Here is a 21,232-nt window from a genome sequence, read left to right as displayed (position 1 = left end):
AACTCGCTTGCGGCAGAACTAGACCCGGACAATCAGGGCGTCACCCTGACCGCCGCCACCGCACAGCGCGGCGGCACCGACGCCACCACCGCGGCGCTTCAGCTCCAGCACCAGGTGCAGCAGGATGCGCGCACCGGACATGCCCAGCGGGTGCCCGATCGCGATCGCGCCACCGTTGACGTTCACCTTCGCCGGATCGATGCCCAGCTTGCGGGTCGAGGCGACACCGACCGCCGCGAACGCCTCGTTGATCTCCACCAGATCCAGGTCGGCGGGCGAAATGCCCTCGCGCGCACAGGCCTTCGCGATGGCGTTGGCAGGCTGGTCCTGCAGCGTCGAATCCGGGCCCGCGACCACGCCCGCGGCGCCGATCTCGGCGATCCAGCTCAGGCCCAGCTCCTCGGCCTTGGCCTTGCTCATCACCACGACCGCGGCGGCGCCGTCGGAGATCTGCGAGGCGGTGCCCGCGGTGATCGTGCCGTCCTTGCGGAACGCGGGACGCAGCTTGGCCAGCGACTCCGCCGTGGTGTCGGCGCGGATGCCCTCGTCGGCGGCGACCAGCAGCGGGTCGCCCTTGCGCTGCGGCACCGAGACCGGGACCACCTCGTCGTCGAAGACGCCGTTCTTCCATGCCTCGGCCGCGCGCTGGTGCGAGGCCGCGGCGAACGCGTCCTGGTCTTCCCGGCTGACCGGCTCGGTGTCGTTGCGCTGTTCGGTCAGCGCGCCCATCGGCTGGTCGGTGAAGATGTCGTGCAGGCCGTCGTAGGCCATGTGGTCACGCAGCGTCACGTCGCCGTACTTGAAGCCCTCGCGGCTCTTCTCCAGCAGGTGCGGGGCCTGGCTCATCGACTCCTGGCCACCCGCGACCACGATCTCGTACTCGCCGGCCCGGATCAGCTGGTCCGCCAACGCGATTGCGTTGATACCGGACAAACACACCTTGTTGACGGTGAGCGCGGGCACGTCCATCGGAATGCCCGCGGCCGCGGCCGCCTGCCTGGCCGGGATCTGGCCCGCGCCCGCGGTGAGCACCTGGCCCATGATCACGTAGTCGACCTGCTCCGGCGCGACGCCGCCCTTTTCCAGCGCGGCCTTGATGGCGAAGCCGCCCAGGTCGGAACCGCTGAAGTCCTTGAGGCCGCCGAGCAGGCGACCGACCGGGGTGCGTGCGCCGGAGACGATCACGGAAGAAGTCACGACTGAGCCTCGCTATCTAGGTTTCGCAGAGTTCCGTACTCCACGGTAACCGCTACGCCCGAGTTGCCGGTACGCAGGTAGCGGCTACCTTCGAGTAGTGAGCAACGTTATGGATTCGTCCGATTTCATCCCCGCGGACTACGTCGTCGCCATCGATCACGTCGGTGTCGCCGTGCCCGACCTGGATGTCGCGGTTGCCTGGTATGCCGAGAATCTGGGCATGATCGAGACCCACCGCGAGGTCAACGACGCCCAGGGCGTGCACGAGGCGATGCTGTCACTGCCCGGCGCCCCCGACCGCGGGACTGCCCTGCAGTTGCTGGCTCCGCTCAACGAGGAGTCGACCATCGCTAAGTTCATCGACCGTAACGGCGCGGGCCTGCAGCAACTGGCCTACCGGGTCACCGACATCGATGCCGTCTCCGCGCACCTGCGCGCGCGGGGCCTGCGTTTGCTGTACGAGGCGCCAAGGCCTGGAACAGCGGATTCCCGCATCAATTTCATCCATCCGAAGGATGCTGGCGGTGTGCTGATCGAGTTGGTCGAGCCGAACGCGAATGTTACGCACTAGTATCAAGATCGGGCGGGCAAAACTCTTCGGAATCACATTCGCGGTCGAGTCACCATCAGGTCTCTGTAGGCTGTAGTTTGTGTGCCATGTCGTCACCTGAGTCCGATCGCAATCGCTTCGTTGCACTGCCCTTCACCGTTGTGCGCAAGGGTTATGCGCAAGACGAGGTACGCAACTACTTCGACCGCTTCGACGCCGAACTAAGGGTCACCGCTACCGACCGGGATGCTGCTGCGGCACAAGCCCGTAACCTCGCGAGCCAGCTCGAGGATGCGCGTGACGAGATCGACGAGCTCCGCAAGGAGGTCGACCGACTCTCGGTGCCGCCCACCACCGCGGAAGGCATGTCCGACCGCATCTCCCGCATGCTGCGGCTGGCCTCCGACGAGGCCTCCGAGGTTCGGGCCCTGGCCCAGGCCGAGGCTGCGGAGATGGTGTCGATCGCGGAGCAGCAGGCCACCGAGATGCGTGGCAAGTACGAGTCGTTGCTGGCCGAAACCAAGGAAAAGCGCGAGGCGCTCGAGATCGAGTTCGAGCAGACCCTGGCAAACGCGCGCACTGAATCCGCCAAGATCATCGAGGCGGCCCAGGCCGAGGCCGACCGCCTCGGCAAGGAAGCCGACGCCAAGCGCAAGGCGACCCAGCAGGACTTCGAGGTCACCATGGCGGAGCGGCGCACCAAGCTCACCCGCGCCATGGAGGAGCTGGAGGCCACCAGTCGCGCCGAGGCCGCACAGCGGATCAAGGACGCGACCGACGAGGCCAACCGCCTCATCACCTCCGCGACCCAGACCTCCGAGCGCAAGATCGCGCACGCGAAGGAACTGGCCGAGGAGATGCGCGTGCTGCGTGGACGCGTGCTCGCCCAGCTGCTCGGCATCCGCGGCCAGCTCGACTCGGTGCCCGCGATGCTCGCCGCGGTCAACCGGGAAAGCGAACTGCTGGACGGTGTTCCGGATCAGCGCAAGTCGATCAGCAACAACACCAAGCAGGTCTCCGGTTCCAGCCGCAAGGCCATCCCCGAGGTCGCCTCGGAAGAGGATGACATCGTCGACGAGGAGCGCGAGAACGCCGACATCAGCAACTAATCGGCGGGCCAAGCGGCGACTAACGCAGTAACCCAACCGAATTCACACCAAGGCCGCCCCTTCACCGGGGCGGCCTTCCTAATTCCCAGGGTCGCTGGGGCTCACGACCAGCGACGCGTGATCCCCCGCGTCTGCCGCCCATTCCAGCAACCGCGATGCCAATGCCTGCGATCGTCCTCACCACCATCGGCAGCCCACGCGACGATGTGCGCAACCCCCAGCGCGATCTCATGGTCACACCCCGGGCAGCGATACACCTTCACCGCCCGCGCACCAGGGATGGTGCGAACAACATAGGTCTCATCCCCGCCCGGCCCCGCCTCGGTCCGGCCGAAGACATCACCGAGCGGCGCGCCGCCCGTCCGCGAGCGGCCCGTGTGACCGTCTGCGCGCGGTTTCCGACGAGGCATGCCAGCCAGCCTATTACTCGCGCAGAGGCGTCGTTCAGCCCGACTGGACCGGTGGCAGTCATCTCGGGATGATTCGGACATACCGAGGCGGCGGGGGTGTCGCACCGAACCGACCCTGCACACCCACCGAGCAACCACCGGCTGTTTGTCAGACGGGCTAACTGTGCCCTCGGCTGTGTCGCCCCGACTGCTGAGAACCTGGGTGATGTCTTGGGCCGAGAATCCCGTCCAATCAGAACAAACGGAACTCGGTGCTTTCGGTACCGCGCAGAGCGTCGTAATCCAGTACGTGACAGCGGATTCCGCGATCTTCGGCCAGCGTCCGAGCCTGCGGCTTGATCTGCTGCGCGGCGAAGACACCCGCCACCGGCGCGAGCAGCGGATCGCGATTCAGCAGTTCGAGATAGCGGGTCAACTGTTCGACACCGTCGATCTCGCCACGACGCTTGATCTCGACCGCGACGGTGGCACCGTCCGCGTCCCGGCACAGCAGGTCCACCGGTCCGATCGCGGTCATGTACTCGCGCCGGATCAGGCTGTAGCCGGGGCCGAGCGTCGTCACGTGCTCGGCGAGCAGCACCTGAAGATGGGCCTCCACACCGTCTTTCACCAGACCCGGGTCCACCCCGAGCTCGTGCACGGAGTCGTGCTCGATGTCCTCGATGGTGATGCGGAGTTCTTCGCCTGCCTTATTGGTGACGACCCAGAGGGCTTTCGCGCCCTCGGGAATATCGGCGGCACCGCGCTCTTCCAGCCAGCACGGCGGGCTCATCCAGTTCAGCGGTTTGTACGAACCGCCGTCGGAATGCACGAGGACCGAGCCGTCGGCTTTCACCATCAGCAAGCGGCGGGCCATCGCGAGATGGGCGGTGAGTCGCCCTACGTAGTCGACCTGACAGCGAGCAATCACTAGGCGCACCCAAGCACTCTAGGTGACCAGCGGACGGCCGTGGACGTCAGGCCGCCTCGACTCGCGGGCCCTTACCGGTCAGCCGAAGAGCACGGCGGCGGCGAGGATCATGCTGGTGCCGAGCAGTGCCCGCTCCACCCTGGTGAACCGCCGAGTGACCGGCGTTTTGGTCCGGATCATGCCGTAGCCGACGCCCGAGCCGATGCAGAAAGCCAGCAGATGTCCGGCGCTGGTGAAGTTCTGGCCGAGCAGCACGCCGGCCACGGCGGCCGTGAACCACACTGTGGCCCAGGCGATCCGCAGTCTGCTCGGTACGACGAAGACCAGCGCGCCGATCAAAGCCATCGCGCCGTAGCTGATACCGACGTCCTCGCTCCAGCGCACACTGGCGGGCATCCAGTCGAACTCGACCGCCACCCAAAGCCCCGCCGCGACGAGCAGCGTCGCGCCGATGTGCCCGGCCAGGAAGACGCGCACCATGTGCAGCGCGCCGAAGCGCAGCTCCGCGAGTGCAAGCAGGCAGGCCAGCAGCGGCATGATCAACCACGCGGTGCCGACATCACCGATCACCAGCGCACTCGACAGCAGCGTGACGACCCGGCCTTGCAACAGGTTGTGCAGGTTGGTGCTGGCGTGCAGCACCACCTTCGACTGCGCCGAATCGCTCAGCGCCGAGAAGATCGACGTGACGATGACCAGCGCGGACAGATAGCCGACGGTCGCGGGCACCCTCGGTCGCCACCAACGAGAACCGACGACCGTCGTCCGGTCGTCCGTGGTCGTCGCGACGGCCATGCACACCTCCGTTGTCCTGCGGTACTTCGCCATGATCGAGGCCGGTGCTGGGCTCGAGCCGGGTATTCCCTGTGAGATTGCTGCGAAACTGTTCGCCGGTGTACGACGAGCGGTGCCCTACTGTGCCACAACCTGTCGGTTACGGCCGGGTGAGACCACGGTACAGACGCGGGTGCCCACACCGTGACCTCCTGCCGTCTACCAGCTGTTCAGGCACGCGGGGACAAGGCAGGCACCGCCTCCGATATCTGTTCGGCCGGGTTGTGCACCTCCGGCGGCGGCCCGCCTCGGTCGTTGTCCGCCGGTCGGCCGAACGAGGGGAACCACCAGTTCCAGCGACCCATGATCTGCATCAACGCGGGTACCAGCACGAGCCGGATCACAGTCGCGTCGATGATCAAGGCGAAGGCGATGGCAAAGCCGAACACGCGCAGGCCGCTGATGTCGGAGACCAGCAAGCTGCCGAATGCCACGGCAAGGATCGCGGCGGCCAATGAGATCGAGCGCGCGGTGCGTTGCAGGCCGATCGCGACCGAGCTCCGGTTGTCCCCGGAAGCTTTGTACTCCTCCTGGATCCGGCGCACGAGGAACAGCTCGTAGTCGGTGGACAGGCCGAACAACAGGACGAACACGATCAACGGGATCTGCGGCCAGATCAGCCCGGGGTGCACCGAGGCCGACACCTCGTCACCGCCGCTGCCTTGGAACAGCAGCACGGTCAGCCCGAGTGCCGCGGTGGTCGCCAGCAGGCTCATCAGAATGGCCTTCAGCGGTAGCAGCAGGCTGCGCAGCACGAGCGTCAGCATCGCGAACATCAGTGCCAGCACCGCGCCGACCACCCACCACAGTTTCGTCGAGGTCTCGGTGAGGAGATCGGTGACCAGAGCGCTGGACCCACCGACCAGCACCGGCACGCCGGGCGGCGCCGCCGCGGGCACGATCTCCGAACGTATCCGCTCGACCATCCGGACCACCGCCGGTGAGTCCGGCGAATGTCGCGGAATGACGAGCACAGCGGTGAGGTCGACACCGTTCTCGATCGGACTGGCCGCAGCGACTTCGGGATCCGCGCGCAGAGCGGCTAGCAATGGCTGGGTGTCCGGCTCGGCCGAGTCGGCCTGACGTTTCAGCAGAACGAAGACCGCAGCCGTCAAACCCGGCACGTCTTCGTCCACGTACTCGTGACCGATCCGATCCGGCGTGCCTTCCAGTGCATGGCGTTCCAGGTTGATACCGAGCTCCATCCGAGGCAACGGCATCGCCGCCAACAGCAGACCCGCAATCACCGCTACGGCATACGGCCAAGGATGACGCATCAGATGCTCGGCCCAGCGCGCCAGCCAGCCGCGACCGTCGGACGCACGCTCGATACGCGGAGCACGGGGAGCCAGCCAGCGGGGCCGCCACTCGATCCACCGGGCCAGCGACATCAAAGCGGCGGGCAGCAAGGTCATCGAGGCAATCAGGGCGACCGTGCTGACTACCACGGCACCCACCGCAGCCTGAATGAAGATGTGCCAGCGCACCAGAAAGAGGCTCACCGATGCCACGACCAGGATCAATCCGGAGTACATCACCGTGCGTCCCGCGGTGCCCGCCGCGGTCGCGATCGCCTGTTCCGGGTCGGCGCCCGCCGCCAACTCCTCCCGGAACCGGTTGGTCACGAACAACGCGTAGTCGATGCCGATACCGAGGCCCAGCGCGTTCACGCCGACCATCAGCATGCCGTCGACCGGGAACACCTCGGTCAAGGCGGAGAACAGCCCCAAGGTGACTACCACCGCCGCACCGGCCAGCCCCGCAGGCACCAGTGCGGCGACCGGCGCACGCAACCCCAAGAACAACAGAAGGATTGCGGCCGGCACCGCGACGAGCTCGATGCGCAACAGATCGTCGATCTCGGTCTCCTGCATCTGCTGACCGAACGGCGACACTCCGACCAGATAGGTGCGCACCGCACCGTCGGACGCGGCCTGGGTGGCTTGATCCACCGCAGCCTGCTGCGCCGGCACCCGATCCTGACGTTCACGATCCGAACCGGAGGTTCCGACAAGGAGATAGGCGGTGTGCTCGTCGTGGAACAGTGGGCGCAACGGTTCCAGCGTGTCGGCCATGACCGACGAGGGCTCCGTCTCCCCAGCGAGCGGAAACACCATCGCGCCGTCGACGCCGTCCTGACGTCCGAGTGCGCGGATGGCAGCACTGATCGACTTGCGAAATACCGGGTCTGTTGATGTGTAGTCCGCTGAATGCAGTACCGCGATCATCGTGTCGTTACCCAACGATGGCAAGCCATCTGCGAGGACTGCGGCAGCCTTTTGTGATTCGGAGCCAGAGACTTCGACGGGTGGTGACACCAGTGAGTCGATCAGGTGGGGTAGAGCGAGCAGCCCGACAACTACAGCGATCAGCCAGCCCGCGAATACCCGGCGGCGATGCCGCGCCATTCGCACTGCCAATCGTGCCACTACATCCTTGCGACCGATGGTCACACTCCACCCCTCAATCAACGATGTGGCCGGTGCCGAGCGTTGCGCAGACAGTGGTCCACGCAACGCGGCAAAACCGGATCTTTGCGACGCGGCTGCCTGACGAATCCTTACTTACCCTTCATCGTGGCAACGATGTTCGTGACCTTGAAATCCCCTTCCGGCACGGTTGTGCAATCGGTCATCTTCATCCCCTGCACATCCCCATCGATAGTCACGGTGGCCGGCTCACCGTCTGAATCCACGGCATCAACGACCGCGTGTGCTGTCCATTTCGCGCTATTCAGCGGGGCGGAGGCGGTGAACTTCCCGGTCTGCAACTCCTCGGTAGTGTTCGAGCCATTTTCTGTAACCGGGACTTTCACATCGTCGGCCTCGTCGACATTCGCCGACAACTCACAGCCGTCTCCCTTTTTCGCGATACTGATTTTCCCCGAGGGGCCGAGGTCTTGCAGCGTGTCTTCCAGGCATTTACTGTCGGCAGCACCGGCCTTCTTGGTGAACCCGCCGTCGAAGGAGGCCGTCCCGACGGGGATGCCCTTTTCATTGTTGGCCACCGTGATGCCACCCTTACCCCCCGCACAGGTGAGGTCTTCGCGTGCGCTCGATTCCCCCTCTGCACTGGAACTAGGTGCCGAGACAGCTCCATAGCCCAGTGCGGACGCGACCAGTACACCTGCGGCGAGAAGCACGAAATTCCGAGAGCCCGTTGATCGTTTGATTGACATCGCAAACCTTTCCGTCGACGTTTCGGATATCTGGGCTTCGCCCGTGCTTGGATAGCCCTGGGGACGAAGCCGTCACGATCCGCTCAGAATCGGTGAAGAATCGAATTGCGAATAAACCTCTCCACCTGTGCCAAGCACCTAGCATTCGTTGCCGTAGTCCATCTGGATGGAAACGATCGGCGCGGCCACGCGACTACTCGACCGTGCCCTGCTGCTCCCGCCCCGGATCACCCCTCGAACGGGATGAAGTCTTCCTTGCGAGCGCCACACACCGGGCACACCCATCCGTCGGGGATGTCGGCGAATGGGGTGCCCGGCGCGATCCCGCCATCCGGATCACCTTCGGCAGGATCGTAGATCGCCCCGCAGGTCACGCAGATCCACAGTGCGGCAATATCATTGGCCTTCCTGCCCTGCGCCGTCCGCGCTTCGCCGCCGGTCACGGTTCGACCGGTCCGGCCAAGGACCCGAGCGAGAACCGGTTGCCGCGGCGGAAAGTGCCGAAGTCGTTGAATCGAACGCCGCGTTCGCGCAAGATCACCTGACAGTCCCGCCTGATCGCCTCGCGCACATAGAACGGATCGCGGACCAAGAAGTGGTGAATGGCGTGTGTGCCACCGAAGTTGAAGCACAGTGCCTGCATCGGCCACAACCACTTCGCCGTCCAGACCTGCGTCTGTTGCAGAACGTTGTGCGCTTCGACATCGCCGTAGTAGTGCAGGTTCGAGCTGACGAAATGCAGGCAGAAGGTACGAATCGCGTTGGGGGCCAACAGGGTAATCGCCAGGAAGTTCATGGCATCATATGCGGCATTGTGCGGGACGCTTCCGCCGAACAGCTCGTAGACGTGCACCCCGATCGCGATGTGCCACAGCCCGTAATGTATTGCGCCCAGCGGGAAATAGCCCAGCGGAACCGTCACCGCCAGGAAGCGGGCATCAGCGGCGTCGCGTGCCGCACGCGCCACATACTCGTTGACTATTCGATGCGTACGAAACGGCCTGGTGTAGATCCCCAGCATGGTGTCCAACAGACTGAGCAGACGATGCCCGCCCCACCGCTGGCCATTGGTGATGCCGCGTTCCTCGAGATCGGAGTCGGTACCCGACACCTCGTGATGGTGCAGATGCAGACGACGGCGGACCCACGGGTTGATGGTGCTCGGCCGAAACACCCACACCCCCAAGATCATTGCGTTGTGCACCCACTTGTTCGTGCGGAAGTACATCGAGTGGATGAGGTCGTGCTCGAGTTCGTGCAGCAACGACAACCAGAACGCGGTCACCACGATCGTCACCCACCAAGGCAACACGCCTACCGCATACAGTGCGGCATCCCCCAGCACCCCCAGAATCGCCGCCACGAAGATCGTCATTCCGATCGCGTCCTGGTGACTACCGATCCACGGATGCCTTGTCCGCCAACGGTCACCGACGAGCATTATCTGTTCCCGAATCGACGAGATCCGATCCGCGTCGTCCTCGGCGAGGCTGCGTTCGCCGGGCAGGCGAGTCGCGAGTCGCATGATGTCTCCTGTAATGGATTGCGGGATAAGGGATGCCACGCCTCGCTCAACGAGCGGCAACCGTGGCAGGAACTTCTTCGGTTCGTTCGCTCGCCCCTTCGGCAGACGACCCGCTGCGGCAGAATCCGGGCCACGAAGGAAACCACCAGTTCCACCGCCCCATAATCTGCATCAACGCCGGCACCAGGATCAGCCGTATCAAAGTGGCATCGATGATCAGAGCGACGGCGATCGCGAAGCCGAATGACTTGAGGCCGTTGATCTGCGAGACAAGCAAGCTGCCGAACCCGACCGCGAGAATCACCGCGGCCAGCGTGATCGACCGTGCGGTGCTCTGCAGCCCGACGGCAACCGACCGGCGGTTGTCGCCGGTGGCGAGATACTCCTCCTGGATCCGGCGAACGAGGAACAATTCGTAGTCAGTCGACAATCCGAACAGTACGACGAACACGATCAACGGCACCTGCGGCCAGATCAGACCTTGATTGGCCAAGCCAGACGCTTGGTCACTCACATCACGTTGGAATACCAGCACGGTCAGTCCAAAGGACGCTCCCGTGGCCAGCAAGCTCATCAGAATCGCTTTCAACGGCAGGATGAGGCTGCGGAGCACGACGACGAGCACCGCGAACATCAGAGCCAGCACCCAGCCGACCACCCACCACAGCTTGGTCGATGTCTCGGTGAGGATGTCGCTGATGAGTGCGCTAGGACCACCGACAGTCACCGGGAGACCGAGCGGTGCGTAGGCCGGAGCGATATCGGTACGAATCCGTCGCACCAGATCGACGACGTTCTGCGAGGTCGGTAGGTGCTCGGGGACGGCGAGCACCGCAGTGAGATCCACCCCATTGTCCAGCTTCGACACTGCGGCCACTTCCGGATCCGCACGCAGGGCGGCGAGGAGAGGCTCGACGTTCGGTTCGGCAGAATCAGCAGGTCGGCTCAGCAGGATTGTCACCGTTGCCCCAATGCCGGGAGCGTCTCGGTCGGTGATGGCGAATCCGGTGAGGACCGGAGTATCGGCCAATGCTCGGGCTTCCGAGTCGAATCCGAGCGTCATGTTGGGTGTCGGCACTGCCGCCAGCAGTAGACCGGCGGTCACCGCGATCGCGTACAGCCATGGGTGGCGCATCAGGTGGTTGGCCCAGCGGGTCAGTCGTCCTGCGGTATCTCCGTGCTCGCCGAGCCGACGCCGCCCCAGACGCGATATCCACCGGGGCCGCCATTCGAGCCACTTCGTGAGGGCTATCAACACGGCGGGCAGCAAGGAAACCGAGGCCACCGCGGTTATCGCGATAACGGTCATGGTTCCGACCGCGGCAACGGCGAAAATATGCCAGCGGACCAGAAACAGGCTCACGCAGGCAAACAACAAAATAAGTGCGGAGTAGACCACCGTCCGTCCAGTGGTAGCCGATGCCGCCCGGACGGCCGCCAGCGGGTCGGCACCCTTCGCCAATTCTTCGCGGTAGCGGTTCATTACGAACAACGCGTAATCGATGCCGATGCCGAGTCCGATGGCGTTCACCCCGATCAGCAACATGCCGTCGACCGGAAAGATATCCCGGATCAATGCGAACAGGCCCAGGGTGGAGAGCACGGATGCGGCAGCGATCACCACCGGCACCAGCGCCGCGACCGGTGCGCGCAGACCCACCAACAGCACAAGTATCGCGGCAGGCACCGCGACCAACTCGATGCGCATCAGATCGGATATCTCGGCTTCCTGCACCGCCTGGCCGAATGCCGTCCCCCCGAGCAGATAGGCACGCACCGCGCCGTCCGACGCGGCCCGGGTTGCCTCGTCGATCACAGCCTGCTGCTCCGGTACTCGGTTCTGCCGTAGCCGGTCGTCGCCGGACATCCCGACAAGCAGATACGCCGTGTGCTCGTCGTGGAACAGCGGGCGCAGCGGTTCGAGGGTCTCGGTCAGGACCTGTACCGGACGGGCATCGCCGACCCTCGGCAGCAACACCATGCCGTCGACGCCGTCCATCGGACCCAACGCGGCGATCGCGGCGTTGATCGCCGCATCGAAGGTCGAGCCTGTTGAGCTGTGCATCGGCGAATGCAGCACCGCGATCATCTGGTCATTACCGAATGACGGCAGACCAGCACTGATCAGCGTCCCGGCCCGTTGCGACTCCGAGCCGGAGACCTCGATCGTCGGGGAAGACGCCGATCCCAGCAGGTACGGCAGGCCGATGAGGCCGATAACTGCGGCGACCAGCCACCCCGCGAACACCCTGCCCCGATACCGGACCATCAGCACCGCCAAGCGCACAAGCGGATCCCCACGCCCAACAGACACACGCCCCCCTTCGAATGACTTCTGCGGCTTACCGCGTCGCGTCGACGGTTGCCGGCGCGACGCGGCGAAAAGCACGATCATTACCGAGCCGACGGAACCGTATATCTACTCCGGCGCCTCGGACTGAGTGGTATCAATATCGGTCACTGTGAAATCGCCGGTCGGGACGCTGTCGCAGGACGTTACGCCGTGGTTGTTGATCTTGGCTTTCGCCGCGAAAATATCGTCGGCGTCAGGGCCTTCGGGTCCTGACTTGACCTTGGCATCCAATTTTCCGGTCTTTCCGTCCAATTGGAGGGTAATCGTCACCGTCCCGTTCTCGATTTCTATCTCGTCCTTTTTGCCATTCCCATCATCGTCTTCGTCCTCTTTTCCCTTACCCTTGAGCTTCGAGGTCTTGATAACGCAGGCTTTGCCATCGTCACTGGGCTCAGCGCTGATGTCCGTTGCACTACCGCTACCGTTGCCGGCGCACTCACCCGGGAATTCACCCTTGGCGGTAGCTTTGAAGCCGGATCCGTCCTTGGAGATGGTGACCGAGCCTTTGCCATTGGCACAAGGCTCATTCGGGGCTTCCTTTTGCGCGTCGTCGCCTTGTGCCGAGGAGCCTGGGGCATCGACAACTGTGTAACCGAGAGCGGCCACAGCCATCAGCCCTGCTGCGACAAGACCAACGTGCCGGGTCATCCCGCGGCGACCCCCGACCACATCTGCCGAACTGGATTCCTTCGTCGTTTCAATTGCCATCGCAAACCTTCCCATCGACTGTGAGACCAACGAACCAGGCCCCCGGCCGGCGATTCAGCCGGGCGGGGGTTGTCACGATCCTGCGAGAGTCTGGTGAAGAATTGGACTGCGGGCAGAACCTACCATCCGGAATGGTCATCTAGCATTCGTCGCCGTAGCGCATCTGGATGGAAGGAATTCGGCAAAATTGTTTGCGCACAAGAGGATCGGCCTGTCGGTCGATAGTCCAGACCGTTTAGGTCGGTCGGTGCGTCCGGGTGCGTCGGACTGAACCCTCGCACATCGAGCCGGCAGTTCTGCCGCGTGCAGACCGGAAGCAACAGCCGAAGCCGCAGCCGCACACTTTCTCGGGATCCGCACTGGCTCTAGCCCCCGTAGTGGGTGCGAGTCCCGAGAGAGGGTGCGGCTTTTCGCCCTAGCGGGGTGGTCCTTGTGGCGGGGTGGTCTGGAAACGACGAAAGCCCCCCAGCGTGAGCTGGGGGGCTTTCGTGAATGATGTTCCGGCGGTGTCCTACTCTCCCACACCCTGTCGAGTGCAGTACCATCGGCGCTGGCAGGCTTAGCTTCCGGGTTCGGAATGGGACCGGGCGTTTCCCTGCCGCTATGGCCGCCGTAACTCTATGAAACTATCCACACAGCAGCGCTGACACAGGACGCCAGCGAAACACCACCAAAGGTGGGGGTTCGCAGACGTTGGTGTCTGCTGCAGTGTCTGTGTGTTGTTTCAGATACTGCACAGTGGACGCGTAGCTTCTTTGTTGGTAAGTCCTCGGCCGATTAGTACCAGTCACCTACACCCGTTACCGGGCTTCCAGTTCTGGCCTATCAACCCCATGGTCTGNACACGGTGTCGTGTGTTGTTTCAGATACTGCACAGTGGACGCGTAGCTTCTTTGTTGGTAAGTCCTCGGCCGATTAGTACCAGTCACCTACACCCGTTACCGGGCTTCCAGTTCTGGCCTATCAACCCCATGGTCTGTGGGGGGCCTTAACCACTCGAAGGTGGTGAGAAACCTCATCTTGGAACAGGCTTCCCGCTTAGATGCTTTCAGCGGTTATCCCTTCCGAACGTAGCTAACCAGCGGTGCTCCTGGCGGAACAACTGGCACACCAGAGGTTCGTCCGTCCCGGTCCTCTCGTACTAGGGACAGCCTTCCTCAAGTTTCTGACGCGCGCGGCGGATAGAGACCGAACTGTCTCACGACGTTCTAAACCCAGCTCGCGTGCCGCTTTAATGGGCGAACAGCCCAACCCTTGGGACCTACTCCAGCCCCAGGATGCGACGAGCAGACAGCGAGATGCCAAACCATCCCGTCGATATGGAATCTGGGGGAAGATCAGCCAGTTATCCCCGGGGCACCGTTTATCCGTCGGGTGACCCCGCTGCCGCTGGCCGGTGCCAGATCACTACTGCCGGCTTTCGGCCCTGTTCGAGCTGTCGCTCTCACAGTCAAGCTCCCTTGTGCACTTGCACTCGACACCTGATTGCCAACCAGGCTGAGGGAACCTTTGGGCGCCTCCGTTACATTTTAGGAGGCAACCGCCCCAGTTAAACTACCCACCAGGCACTGTCCCTGAACCAGATCATGGTCCGAGGTTAGAAGTCCAATACGATCAGAGTGGTATTTCAACGATGACTCCACGAACACTGGCGTGCCCGCTTCACAGTCTCCCACCTATCCTACACAAACCGTACCGAACACCAATACCAAGCTATAGTGAAGGTCCCGGGGTCTTTTCGTCCTGCCGCGCGTAACGAGCATCTTTACTCGTAATGCAATTTCGCCGAGTCTGTGGTTGAGACAGCTGAGAAGTCGTTACGCCATTCGTGCAGGTCGGAACTTACCCGACAAGGAATTTCGCTACCTTAGGATGGTTATAGTTACCACCGCCGTTTACCGGGGCTTAAATTCTCAGCTTCGCACCCGAAGGCGCTAACCGGTCCTCTTAACCTTCCGGCACCGGGCAGGCGTCAGTCCGTATACATCGTCTTACGACTTCGCACGGACCTGTGTTTTTAGTAAACAGTCGCTTCTCACTGGTCTCTGCGACCACCCCCAGCTCAGGAAGTAAATTCCGTCACCAGAAATGGTCCCCCTTCTCCCGAAGTTACGGGGGCATTTTGCCGAGTTCCTTAACCACAGTTCTCTCGATCGCCTTAGTATTCTCTACCTGACCACCTGTGTCGGTTTGGGGTACGGGCCGTGTACCAACTCACTAGAGGCTTTTCTCGGCAGCATAGGATCACTGAATTCGCCTCAATCGGCTACGCATCACCTCTCAGGCTACATGTCCGGCGGATTTGCCTACCGGACGCCCTACAGGCTTACACCAGTACAACCACTGACTGGCCCAGCTACCTTCCTGCGTCACCCCATCGCTTGACTACTACCAGCCGGGGTCATGTGCAGCCCCTCACTCGAGACCCGAAGGTCTTCTCGGAGGTTTTGGACACTTAGCACAACTGATTCATCATGGGCGCGGATACACGGGTACGGGAATATCAACCCGTTGTCCATCGACTACGCCTGTCGGCCTCGCCTTAGGTCCCGACTCACCCTGGGCGGATTAACCTGGCCCAGGAACCCTTGGTCATTCGGCGGACGAGTTTCTCACTCGTCTTTCGCTACTCATGCCTGCATTCTCACTCCCATAGCCTCCACAACTAGGTCACCCTGCTGCTTCCATGGCTATAGGACGCTCCCCTACCCATCCACACCGCTGCACCACCCCCCGTAGAGAGTGGCGGACGTATTGTGTGAATGCCGCGGCTTCGGCGGTGTACTTGAGCCCCGCTACATTGTCGGCGCAAAATCACTTGACCAGTGAGCTATTACGCACTCTTTCAAGGGTGGCTGCTTCTAAGCCAACCTCCTGGTTGTCTTCGCGACTTCACATCCTTTTCCACTTAGTACACGCTTAGGGGCCTTAGCCGGCGATCTGGGCTGTTTCCCTCTCGACTACGAAGCTTATCCCCCGCAGTCTCACTGCCACGCTCTCACACACCGGCATTCGGAGTTTGGCTGATTTCGGTAAGCTTGTAGGCCCCCTAGACCATCCAGTAGCTCTACCTCCGGCGTGAAACACGTGACGCTGCACCTAAATGCATTTCGGGGAGAACCAGCTATCACGGAGTTTGATTGGCCTTTCACCCCTACCCACAGCTCATCCCCTCAGTTTTCAACCTAAGTGGGTTCGGGCCTCCACGACGTCTTACCGTCGCTTCACCCTGGCCATGGGTAGATCACTCCGCTTCGGGTCTAGAACATGCGACTGGATCGCCCTATTCGGACTCGCTTTCGCTACGGCTACCCCACACGGGTTAACCTCGCCACATGCCACTAACTCGCAGGCTCATTCTTCAAAAGGCACGCCATCACCCACAGTCGACCAAACGACTCGCAGGCTTTGACGGATTGTAAGCGCACGGTTTCAGGTACTATTTCACTCCCCTCCCGGGGTACTTTTCACCTTTCCCTCACGGTACTAGTCCGCTATCGGTCACCAGGGAGTATTCAGGCTTACCGGGTGGTCCCGGCAGATTCACAGCAGATTTCACGGGCCCGCTGCTACTCGGGTACTCACTACGAGAGCCGTTGAGTTTTCGTCTACGGGATTCTCACCCTCTACGACAGGCCGTTCCAGACCACTTCGACTAACACAACGGTTTCTGACTCCCGCCTACCACGGCAGTGATAGGAAAATGAGCCCCACTACCCCACATACACAACCCCTGCCGGGTATCACATGTACATGGTTTAGCCTCATCCGCTTTCGCTCGCCACTACTCACGGAATCACAATTGTTTTCTCTTCCTGTGGGTACTGAGATGTTTCACTTCCCCACGTTCCCTCCACACACCCTATATATTCAGATGCGGGTAACACGACATCACTCGTGCTGGGTTTCCCCATTCGGAAATCCTCGGATCTCAGCTCGGTTGACAGCTCCCCGAGGCTTATCGCAGCCTCCTACGTCCTTCATCGGCTCCTGGTGCCAAGGCATCCACCGTACGCTCTTAAACACTTACTAACAAAGATGCTCGCGTCCACTGTGCAGTTCTCAAACAACACACAAAGCCAAACCCATACTCAGCACCAGCCAGAGGAAACCCCTGCGGTATGACTGAAGATCCAGCCTTGTCGTTATCTTGCCCAGAGAAACACTCGCGTGTTCTCTCAGGACCCAACAGTGTGCCGATATATCCCCTCGCCAACCAGTCATGACGACCGATTGATACGCGAGAAGAGTCAGTCAGTGTTCCACCCATGAGCGTCCGCCGGATGACGTATGCATCCGAAACGGTCTCTGCCACAAGACGTTTAACATCCCACCTGTGTGGGTGTCCGTGGAGATGTGCTCCTTAGAAAGGAGGTGATCCAGCCGCACCTTCCGGTACGGCTACCTTGTTACGACTTCGTCCCAATCGCCAATCCCACCTTCGACGGCTCCCTCCCACAAGGGGTTAGGCCACCGGCTTCGGGTGTTACCGACTTTCATGACGTGACGGGCGGTGTGTACAAGGCCCGGGAACGTATTCACCGCAGCGTTGCTGATCTGCGATTACTAGCGACTCCAACTTCACGGGGTCGAGTTGCAGACCCCGATCCGAACTGAGACCGGCTTTAAGGGATTCGCTCCACCTCACGGTATCGCAGCCCTCTGTACCGGCCATTGTAGCATGTGTGAAGCCCTGGACATAAGGGGCATGATGACTTGACGTCGTCCCCACCTTCCTCCGAGTTGACCCCGGCAGTCTCCTGCGAGTCCCCGCCATTACGCGCTGGCAACACAGGACAAGGGTTGCGCTCGTTGCGGGACTTAACCCAACATCTCACGACACGAGCTGACGACAGCCATGCACCACCTGTACACCGACCACAAGGGGGCCTACATCTCTGCAGGTTTCCGGTGTATGTCAAACCCAGGTAAGGTTCTTCGCGTTGCATCGAATTAATCCACATGCTCCGCCGCTTGTGCGGGCCCCCGTCAATTCCTTTGAGTTTTAGCCTTGCGGCCGTACTCCCCAGGCGGGGTACTTAATGCGTTAGCTACGGCACGGATCCCGTGGAAGGAAACCCACACCTAGTACCCACCGTTTACGGCGTGGACTACCAGGGTATCTAATCCTGTTCGCTACCCACGCTTTCGCTTCTCAGCGTCAGTTACTTCCCAGAGACCCGCCTTCGCCACCGGTGTTCCTCCTGATATCTGCGCATTTCACCGCTACACCAGGAATTCCAGTCTCCCCTGAAGTACTCTAGTCTGCCCGTATCGCCTGCAAGCTTAAGGTTGAGCCCCAAGTTTTCACAGAAGACGCGACAGACCGCCTACAAGCTCTTTACGCCCAGTAATTCCGGACAACGCTCGCACCCTACGTATTACCGCGGCTGCTGGCACGTAGTTGGCCGGTGCTTCTTCTACAGGTACCGTCACTTTCGCTTCGTCCCTGTCGAAAGAGGTTTACAACCCGAAGGCCGTCATCCCTCACGCGGCGTCGCTGCATCAGGCTTTCGCCCATTGTGCAATATTCCCCACTGCTGCCTCCCGTAGGAGTCTGGGCCGTGTCTCAGTCCCAGTGTGGCCGGTCACCCTCTCAGGTCGGCTACCCGTCGTCGCCTTGGTGGGCCGTTACCCCGCCAACAAGCTGATAGGCCGCGGGCCCATCTCGCACCGATAAATCTTTCCACCCACCAGCATGCACTGGAAGGTCATATCCGGTATTAGACCCAGTTTCCCAGGCTTATCCCGAAGTGCGAGGCAGATCACCCACGTGTTACTCACCCGTTCGCCGCTCGTGTACCCCGAAGGGCCTTACCGCTCGACTTGCATGTGTTAAGCACGCCGCCAGCGTTCGTCCTGAGCCAGGATCAAACTCTCCGTTGAAGACTCTCAACCAACCTCCGAAGAGGCTAATCAGAAGAATAACTAGAGTCCGAAAACCTAGCAAAACAAAACGCCAGCAAAAAGATTTGCTGACTAAATGTCCGACCTCTCAACCGGGGGGTATGAGAAGCCGGAACCAATTAAATAATTGGCACTGACATTCATCGACACACTATTGAGTTCTCAAAGAACACACGCACACACTTCATCCCCGGCGCTAACCGGTTCGTCCGTGAGGCAACTTATCCAGCTTAGCTCAGCCGCTCCCCCAGAACCAAATCGGGGTCTCAGTCAAGCTAGTGTGAGCGTCAGGCGCTCCTCGTACTACCTCGTGTCCCTGGCCTTCGCTCAGCGTTTCCGCTGGCTTCTCGGCTCCGGGTCGGTGTCCGTGTCGCTCTGACTCGAATAAAGTTACGTGTCTGCGTGCACGATGTCAAATCGCCTGGTCAGGAAGGGTTTTCGGCGCTAACGCTTCATTCGGCCGCGCCGACCCGCTTCACTTCGCCGCCCAACGCCTGCAGTTGCTCGACGAAATTCGGGTAACCCCGGTCGATGTGGAAGACGTCGTGCACCTCGGTGGTTCCGTCGGCAACCAGACCGGCGAGTACCAAGCCGGCGCCCGCCCGAATGTCGGAGGACCACACCGGCGCACTCGACAACCGCGGAATACCGCGCACCACCGCGTGATGACCATCGGTCCGCGCATCGGCGCCGAGCCGGATCATCTCCTCCACGAAACGGAAGCGCGCCTCGAAGACGTTCTCGGTGATCATCGAGGTGCCGTCGGCGATCGCGGCGAGCCCGATGGCCATCGGCTGCAGATCGGTGGGGAATCCGGGGAACGGCAGGGTGGAGAAGTTCACCGCGCGCGGCCGCTCGGCCTGCACGACACGGAAACCGTCCTGCTCGAACGAGATCCGCGCGCCCGCCGAACGCAACTTGTCCAGCACCAGCGACAGATGCTTCGGATTGACCCCGGTGACCCGGACGTCACCCATGGTCATTGCGGCGGCGATGCCCCAGGTCGCCGCGACGATGCGGTCGCCGATCACGCGATGGGTAGTCGGCGACAACCGCTTGACGCCCTGCACCGTGAGCACCGAGGTGCCGGCACCGGTGATCCGCGCACCCATCTGCACGAGCATGTTGCACAGGTCGACGATGTCGGGTTCGCGCGCGGCGTTGTCGATCACCGTCTCGCCCTCGGCGAGCACGGCCGCCATCAGGATGTTCTCGGTCGCACCCACCGAGGGGAAGTCGAGCCGAATCTTGGCGCCCTGCAGCTCGTCGGCCCGCGCGACCACGCAGCCGTGCTCGATCTCGCTGGTCGCGCCGAGCAACCGCAGGCCGGCCTGGTGCATGTCCAGCGGACGGGAGCCGATCGCGTCACCGCCGGGCAGCGCGACGACCGCCCGTTTGCAGCGCGCCATCAGCGGCCCGAGCACACACACCGACGCACGGAACTGCGTCACCGCGGGAAAGTCCGCGTGGTACTTCGGTTCTGCGGGGGTGTCGATGGTGACCACCCCGCCATCGATCGCGACGTCGCAGCCGAGGCCGCGCAGCACGTCACCCATCAGCGGCACGTCGAGAATGTCCGGGCAGTTCGTGATCGTGGTGGTGCCCTCGGCCAGCAAGGCAGCGGCCATCAGCTTGAGGACGCTGTTCTTGGCGCCCCCCACCGCGACTTCACCGACGAGTCTGTTCCCGCCGGTAACCAAAAACCGTTCCATGCCGCCTCTCCGCGTATTCGGCGCACTGTTGGGTGCAAGGATAGTTGCGGCACTGTTCCGCCACTCCGGGTATTCAGCGCACTAGTGGGTGCCACGGTAGTTCGGTTGCGGGCCGGCGGTCGGGTGCCGGTCTGAGTTCTGGGTCTACCCGGGGTGTAACCCATGAACTCGAGGACATGAGTCCTCGCGTCTCGAGCATTATCAGGTGCTCGACCTGGTTCCGCCGGGCTTCCACAGGATATCGCCGCCGGGATTGGCCACGCGGCTCAGGATGAACAGCAGATCCGACAGCCGGTTCAGGTATTTGGCCGGCAAAACATTCGTGTCGTCCGGGTGTGTCTCGATCGCGGCCCAGGCGGAACGTTCCGCGCGACGGGCGACGGTGCGCGCCGTGTGCAGCAGTGCCGCCAGTGCGGTGCCACCCGGCAGAATGAACGAATTCAGTGCCGGCAGTTCAGCATTGAACTCATCGCACCAGCCTTCGAGCCGGTCGATGTAGGGCTGGGTGATGCGCAGCGGCGCATACTTCGGCTCCGCGACAACGGGGGTAGACAGATCGGCGCCCGCATCGAACAGATCGTTCTGTATCTGCAGCAGCACCGCACGCAACTGCTCTTCCGGCTGCCCGAGCGCGATCGCCACCCCGATTGCGGCGTTCGTCTCATCGCAATCGGCGTACGCGACCAGCCGAGGATCGGTCTTCGCCACCCGCGAGAAGTCGCTGAGACCAGTGGTCCCGTCATCGCCGGTGCGCGTATAGATCCGCGTCAGATGAACACTCACAGGACCAACCCTAGCTCCCCCGCCTTCCTGAGCCCGGTGCCGCACAGCGATGTGCG

14 protein-coding genes and 3 rRNA genes are annotated in these 21,232 nt (G+C 62.3%); 2 read left to right on the top strand and 15 right to left on the bottom strand.

What is annotated here, in order from left to right; translation table 11 throughout:
- Positions 1 to 18 precede the first annotated feature (18 nt).
- Positions 19 to 1,197 carry an acetyl-CoA C-acetyltransferase gene (locus tag DBO33_RS08065; protein WP_107654465.1) on the bottom strand — a complete coding sequence of 393 codons (1,179 nt, stop codon included), beginning with the start codon at positions 1,195 to 1,197 and terminating at the stop codon, positions 19 to 21.
- A gap of 109 nt (positions 1,198 to 1,306) precedes the next feature.
- Between DBO33_RS08065 and mce the strand changes: the two genes are divergently transcribed.
- Entirely contained in the window at positions 1,307 to 1,768 is a 462-nt protein-coding gene (gene mce, locus DBO33_RS08060; RefSeq protein ID WP_107654464.1) for a methylmalonyl-CoA epimerase, read from the top strand.
- A gap of 86 nt (positions 1,769 to 1,854) precedes the next feature.
- On the top strand, positions 1,855 to 2,856 hold the full coding sequence (locus tag DBO33_RS08055; protein ID WP_107660070.1) for a coiled-coil domain-containing protein: 1,002 nt from the start codon (positions 1,855 to 1,857) through the stop codon (positions 2,854 to 2,856).
- A gap of 101 nt (positions 2,857 to 2,957) precedes the next feature.
- On the opposite strand, the gene DBO33_RS43880 is transcribed toward DBO33_RS08055, so the two are convergent.
- The 14 genes from DBO33_RS43880 to DBO33_RS07985 form a co-directional block, all read right to left on the bottom strand.
- Positions 2,958 to 3,266 (bottom strand): ATP/GTP-binding protein, encoded by a 309-nt coding sequence (locus DBO33_RS43880; protein ID WP_107654463.1) that lies wholly within the window; start codon positions 3,264 to 3,266, stop codon positions 2,958 to 2,960.
- A gap of 232 nt (positions 3,267 to 3,498) precedes the next feature.
- Positions 3,499 to 4,185, bottom strand: coding sequence for an endonuclease NucS (gene nucS, locus DBO33_RS08045; RefSeq protein WP_107654462.1), 687 nt, complete (start codon positions 4,183 to 4,185; stop codon positions 3,499 to 3,501).
- 69 nt (positions 4,186 to 4,254) lie between these two features.
- Positions 4,255 to 4,971, bottom strand: a complete 717-nt coding sequence (locus DBO33_RS08040; RefSeq protein ID WP_107654461.1) for a rhomboid-like protein — start codon at positions 4,969 to 4,971, stop codon at positions 4,255 to 4,257.
- Positions 4,972 to 5,180: 209 nt separating this feature from the next.
- Complete coding sequence (locus DBO33_RS08035) at positions 5,181 to 7,463, bottom strand: MMPL family transporter (RefSeq protein ID WP_159080149.1); 2,283 nt, start codon at positions 7,461 to 7,463, stop codon at positions 5,181 to 5,183.
- Between the two features lie 107 nt (positions 7,464 to 7,570).
- Complete coding sequence (locus DBO33_RS08030; RefSeq protein ID WP_159080148.1) at positions 7,571 to 8,017, bottom strand: hypothetical protein; 447 nt, start codon at positions 8,015 to 8,017, stop codon at positions 7,571 to 7,573.
- A gap of 398 nt (positions 8,018 to 8,415) precedes the next feature.
- Positions 8,416 to 8,631, bottom strand: a complete 216-nt coding sequence (gene rd, locus DBO33_RS08025; RefSeq protein ID WP_407670496.1) for a rubredoxin — start codon at positions 8,629 to 8,631, stop codon at positions 8,416 to 8,418.
- Positions 8,628 to 9,713 carry a fatty acid desaturase gene (locus tag DBO33_RS08020; RefSeq protein WP_107654458.1) on the bottom strand — a complete coding sequence of 362 codons (1,086 nt, stop codon included), beginning with the start codon at positions 9,711 to 9,713 and terminating at the stop codon, positions 8,628 to 8,630. Before DBO33_RS08020 ends, rd begins: the two co-directional genes overlap by 4 nt.
- A 46-nt stretch (positions 9,714 to 9,759) precedes the next feature.
- Positions 9,760 to 12,027 carry an MMPL family transporter gene (locus DBO33_RS08015; protein ID WP_159080147.1) on the bottom strand — a complete coding sequence of 756 codons (2,268 nt, stop codon included), beginning with the start codon at positions 12,025 to 12,027 and terminating at the stop codon, positions 9,760 to 9,762.
- 105 nt (positions 12,028 to 12,132) lie between these two features.
- Positions 12,133 to 12,774 carry a hypothetical protein gene (locus DBO33_RS08010; protein WP_107654456.1) on the bottom strand — a complete coding sequence of 214 codons (642 nt, stop codon included), beginning with the start codon at positions 12,772 to 12,774 and terminating at the stop codon, positions 12,133 to 12,135.
- Positions 12,775 to 13,272: 498 nt separating this feature from the next.
- A 5S ribosomal RNA gene (rrf, locus tag DBO33_RS08005) occupies positions 13,273 to 13,389 on the bottom strand.
- A 280-nt stretch (positions 13,390 to 13,669) separates the two neighbouring features.
- Positions 13,670 to 16,806: ribosomal RNA gene (locus tag DBO33_RS08000) — 23S ribosomal RNA — on the bottom strand.
- A gap of 335 nt (positions 16,807 to 17,141) precedes the next feature.
- Positions 17,142 to 18,660 (bottom strand): 16S ribosomal RNA (locus DBO33_RS07995).
- The 16S, 23S and 5S rRNA genes sit together here, the layout of an rRNA operon.
- A gap of 473 nt (positions 18,661 to 19,133) precedes the next feature.
- Positions 19,134 to 20,393, bottom strand: coding sequence for a UDP-N-acetylglucosamine 1-carboxyvinyltransferase (gene murA / locus DBO33_RS07990; protein WP_107654455.1), 1,260 nt, complete (start codon positions 20,391 to 20,393; stop codon positions 19,134 to 19,136).
- Between the two features lie 201 nt (positions 20,394 to 20,594).
- The gene (locus tag DBO33_RS07985) at positions 20,595 to 21,176 is read right to left on the bottom strand and encodes a cob(I)yrinic acid a,c-diamide adenosyltransferase (RefSeq protein WP_107654454.1); all 582 of its coding nucleotides are present in this window, start codon (positions 21,174 to 21,176) and stop codon (positions 20,595 to 20,597) included.
- Between the last annotated feature and the right edge of the window lie 56 nt (positions 21,177 to 21,232).

Source organism: Nocardia suismassiliense (genome assembly GCF_900269665.1).
In the GTDB taxonomy this organism is placed as follows: Bacteria; Actinomycetota; Actinomycetes; order Mycobacteriales; family Mycobacteriaceae; genus Nocardia; species Nocardia suismassiliense.
This window is presented reverse-complemented; position numbering and strand designations above follow the sequence as displayed.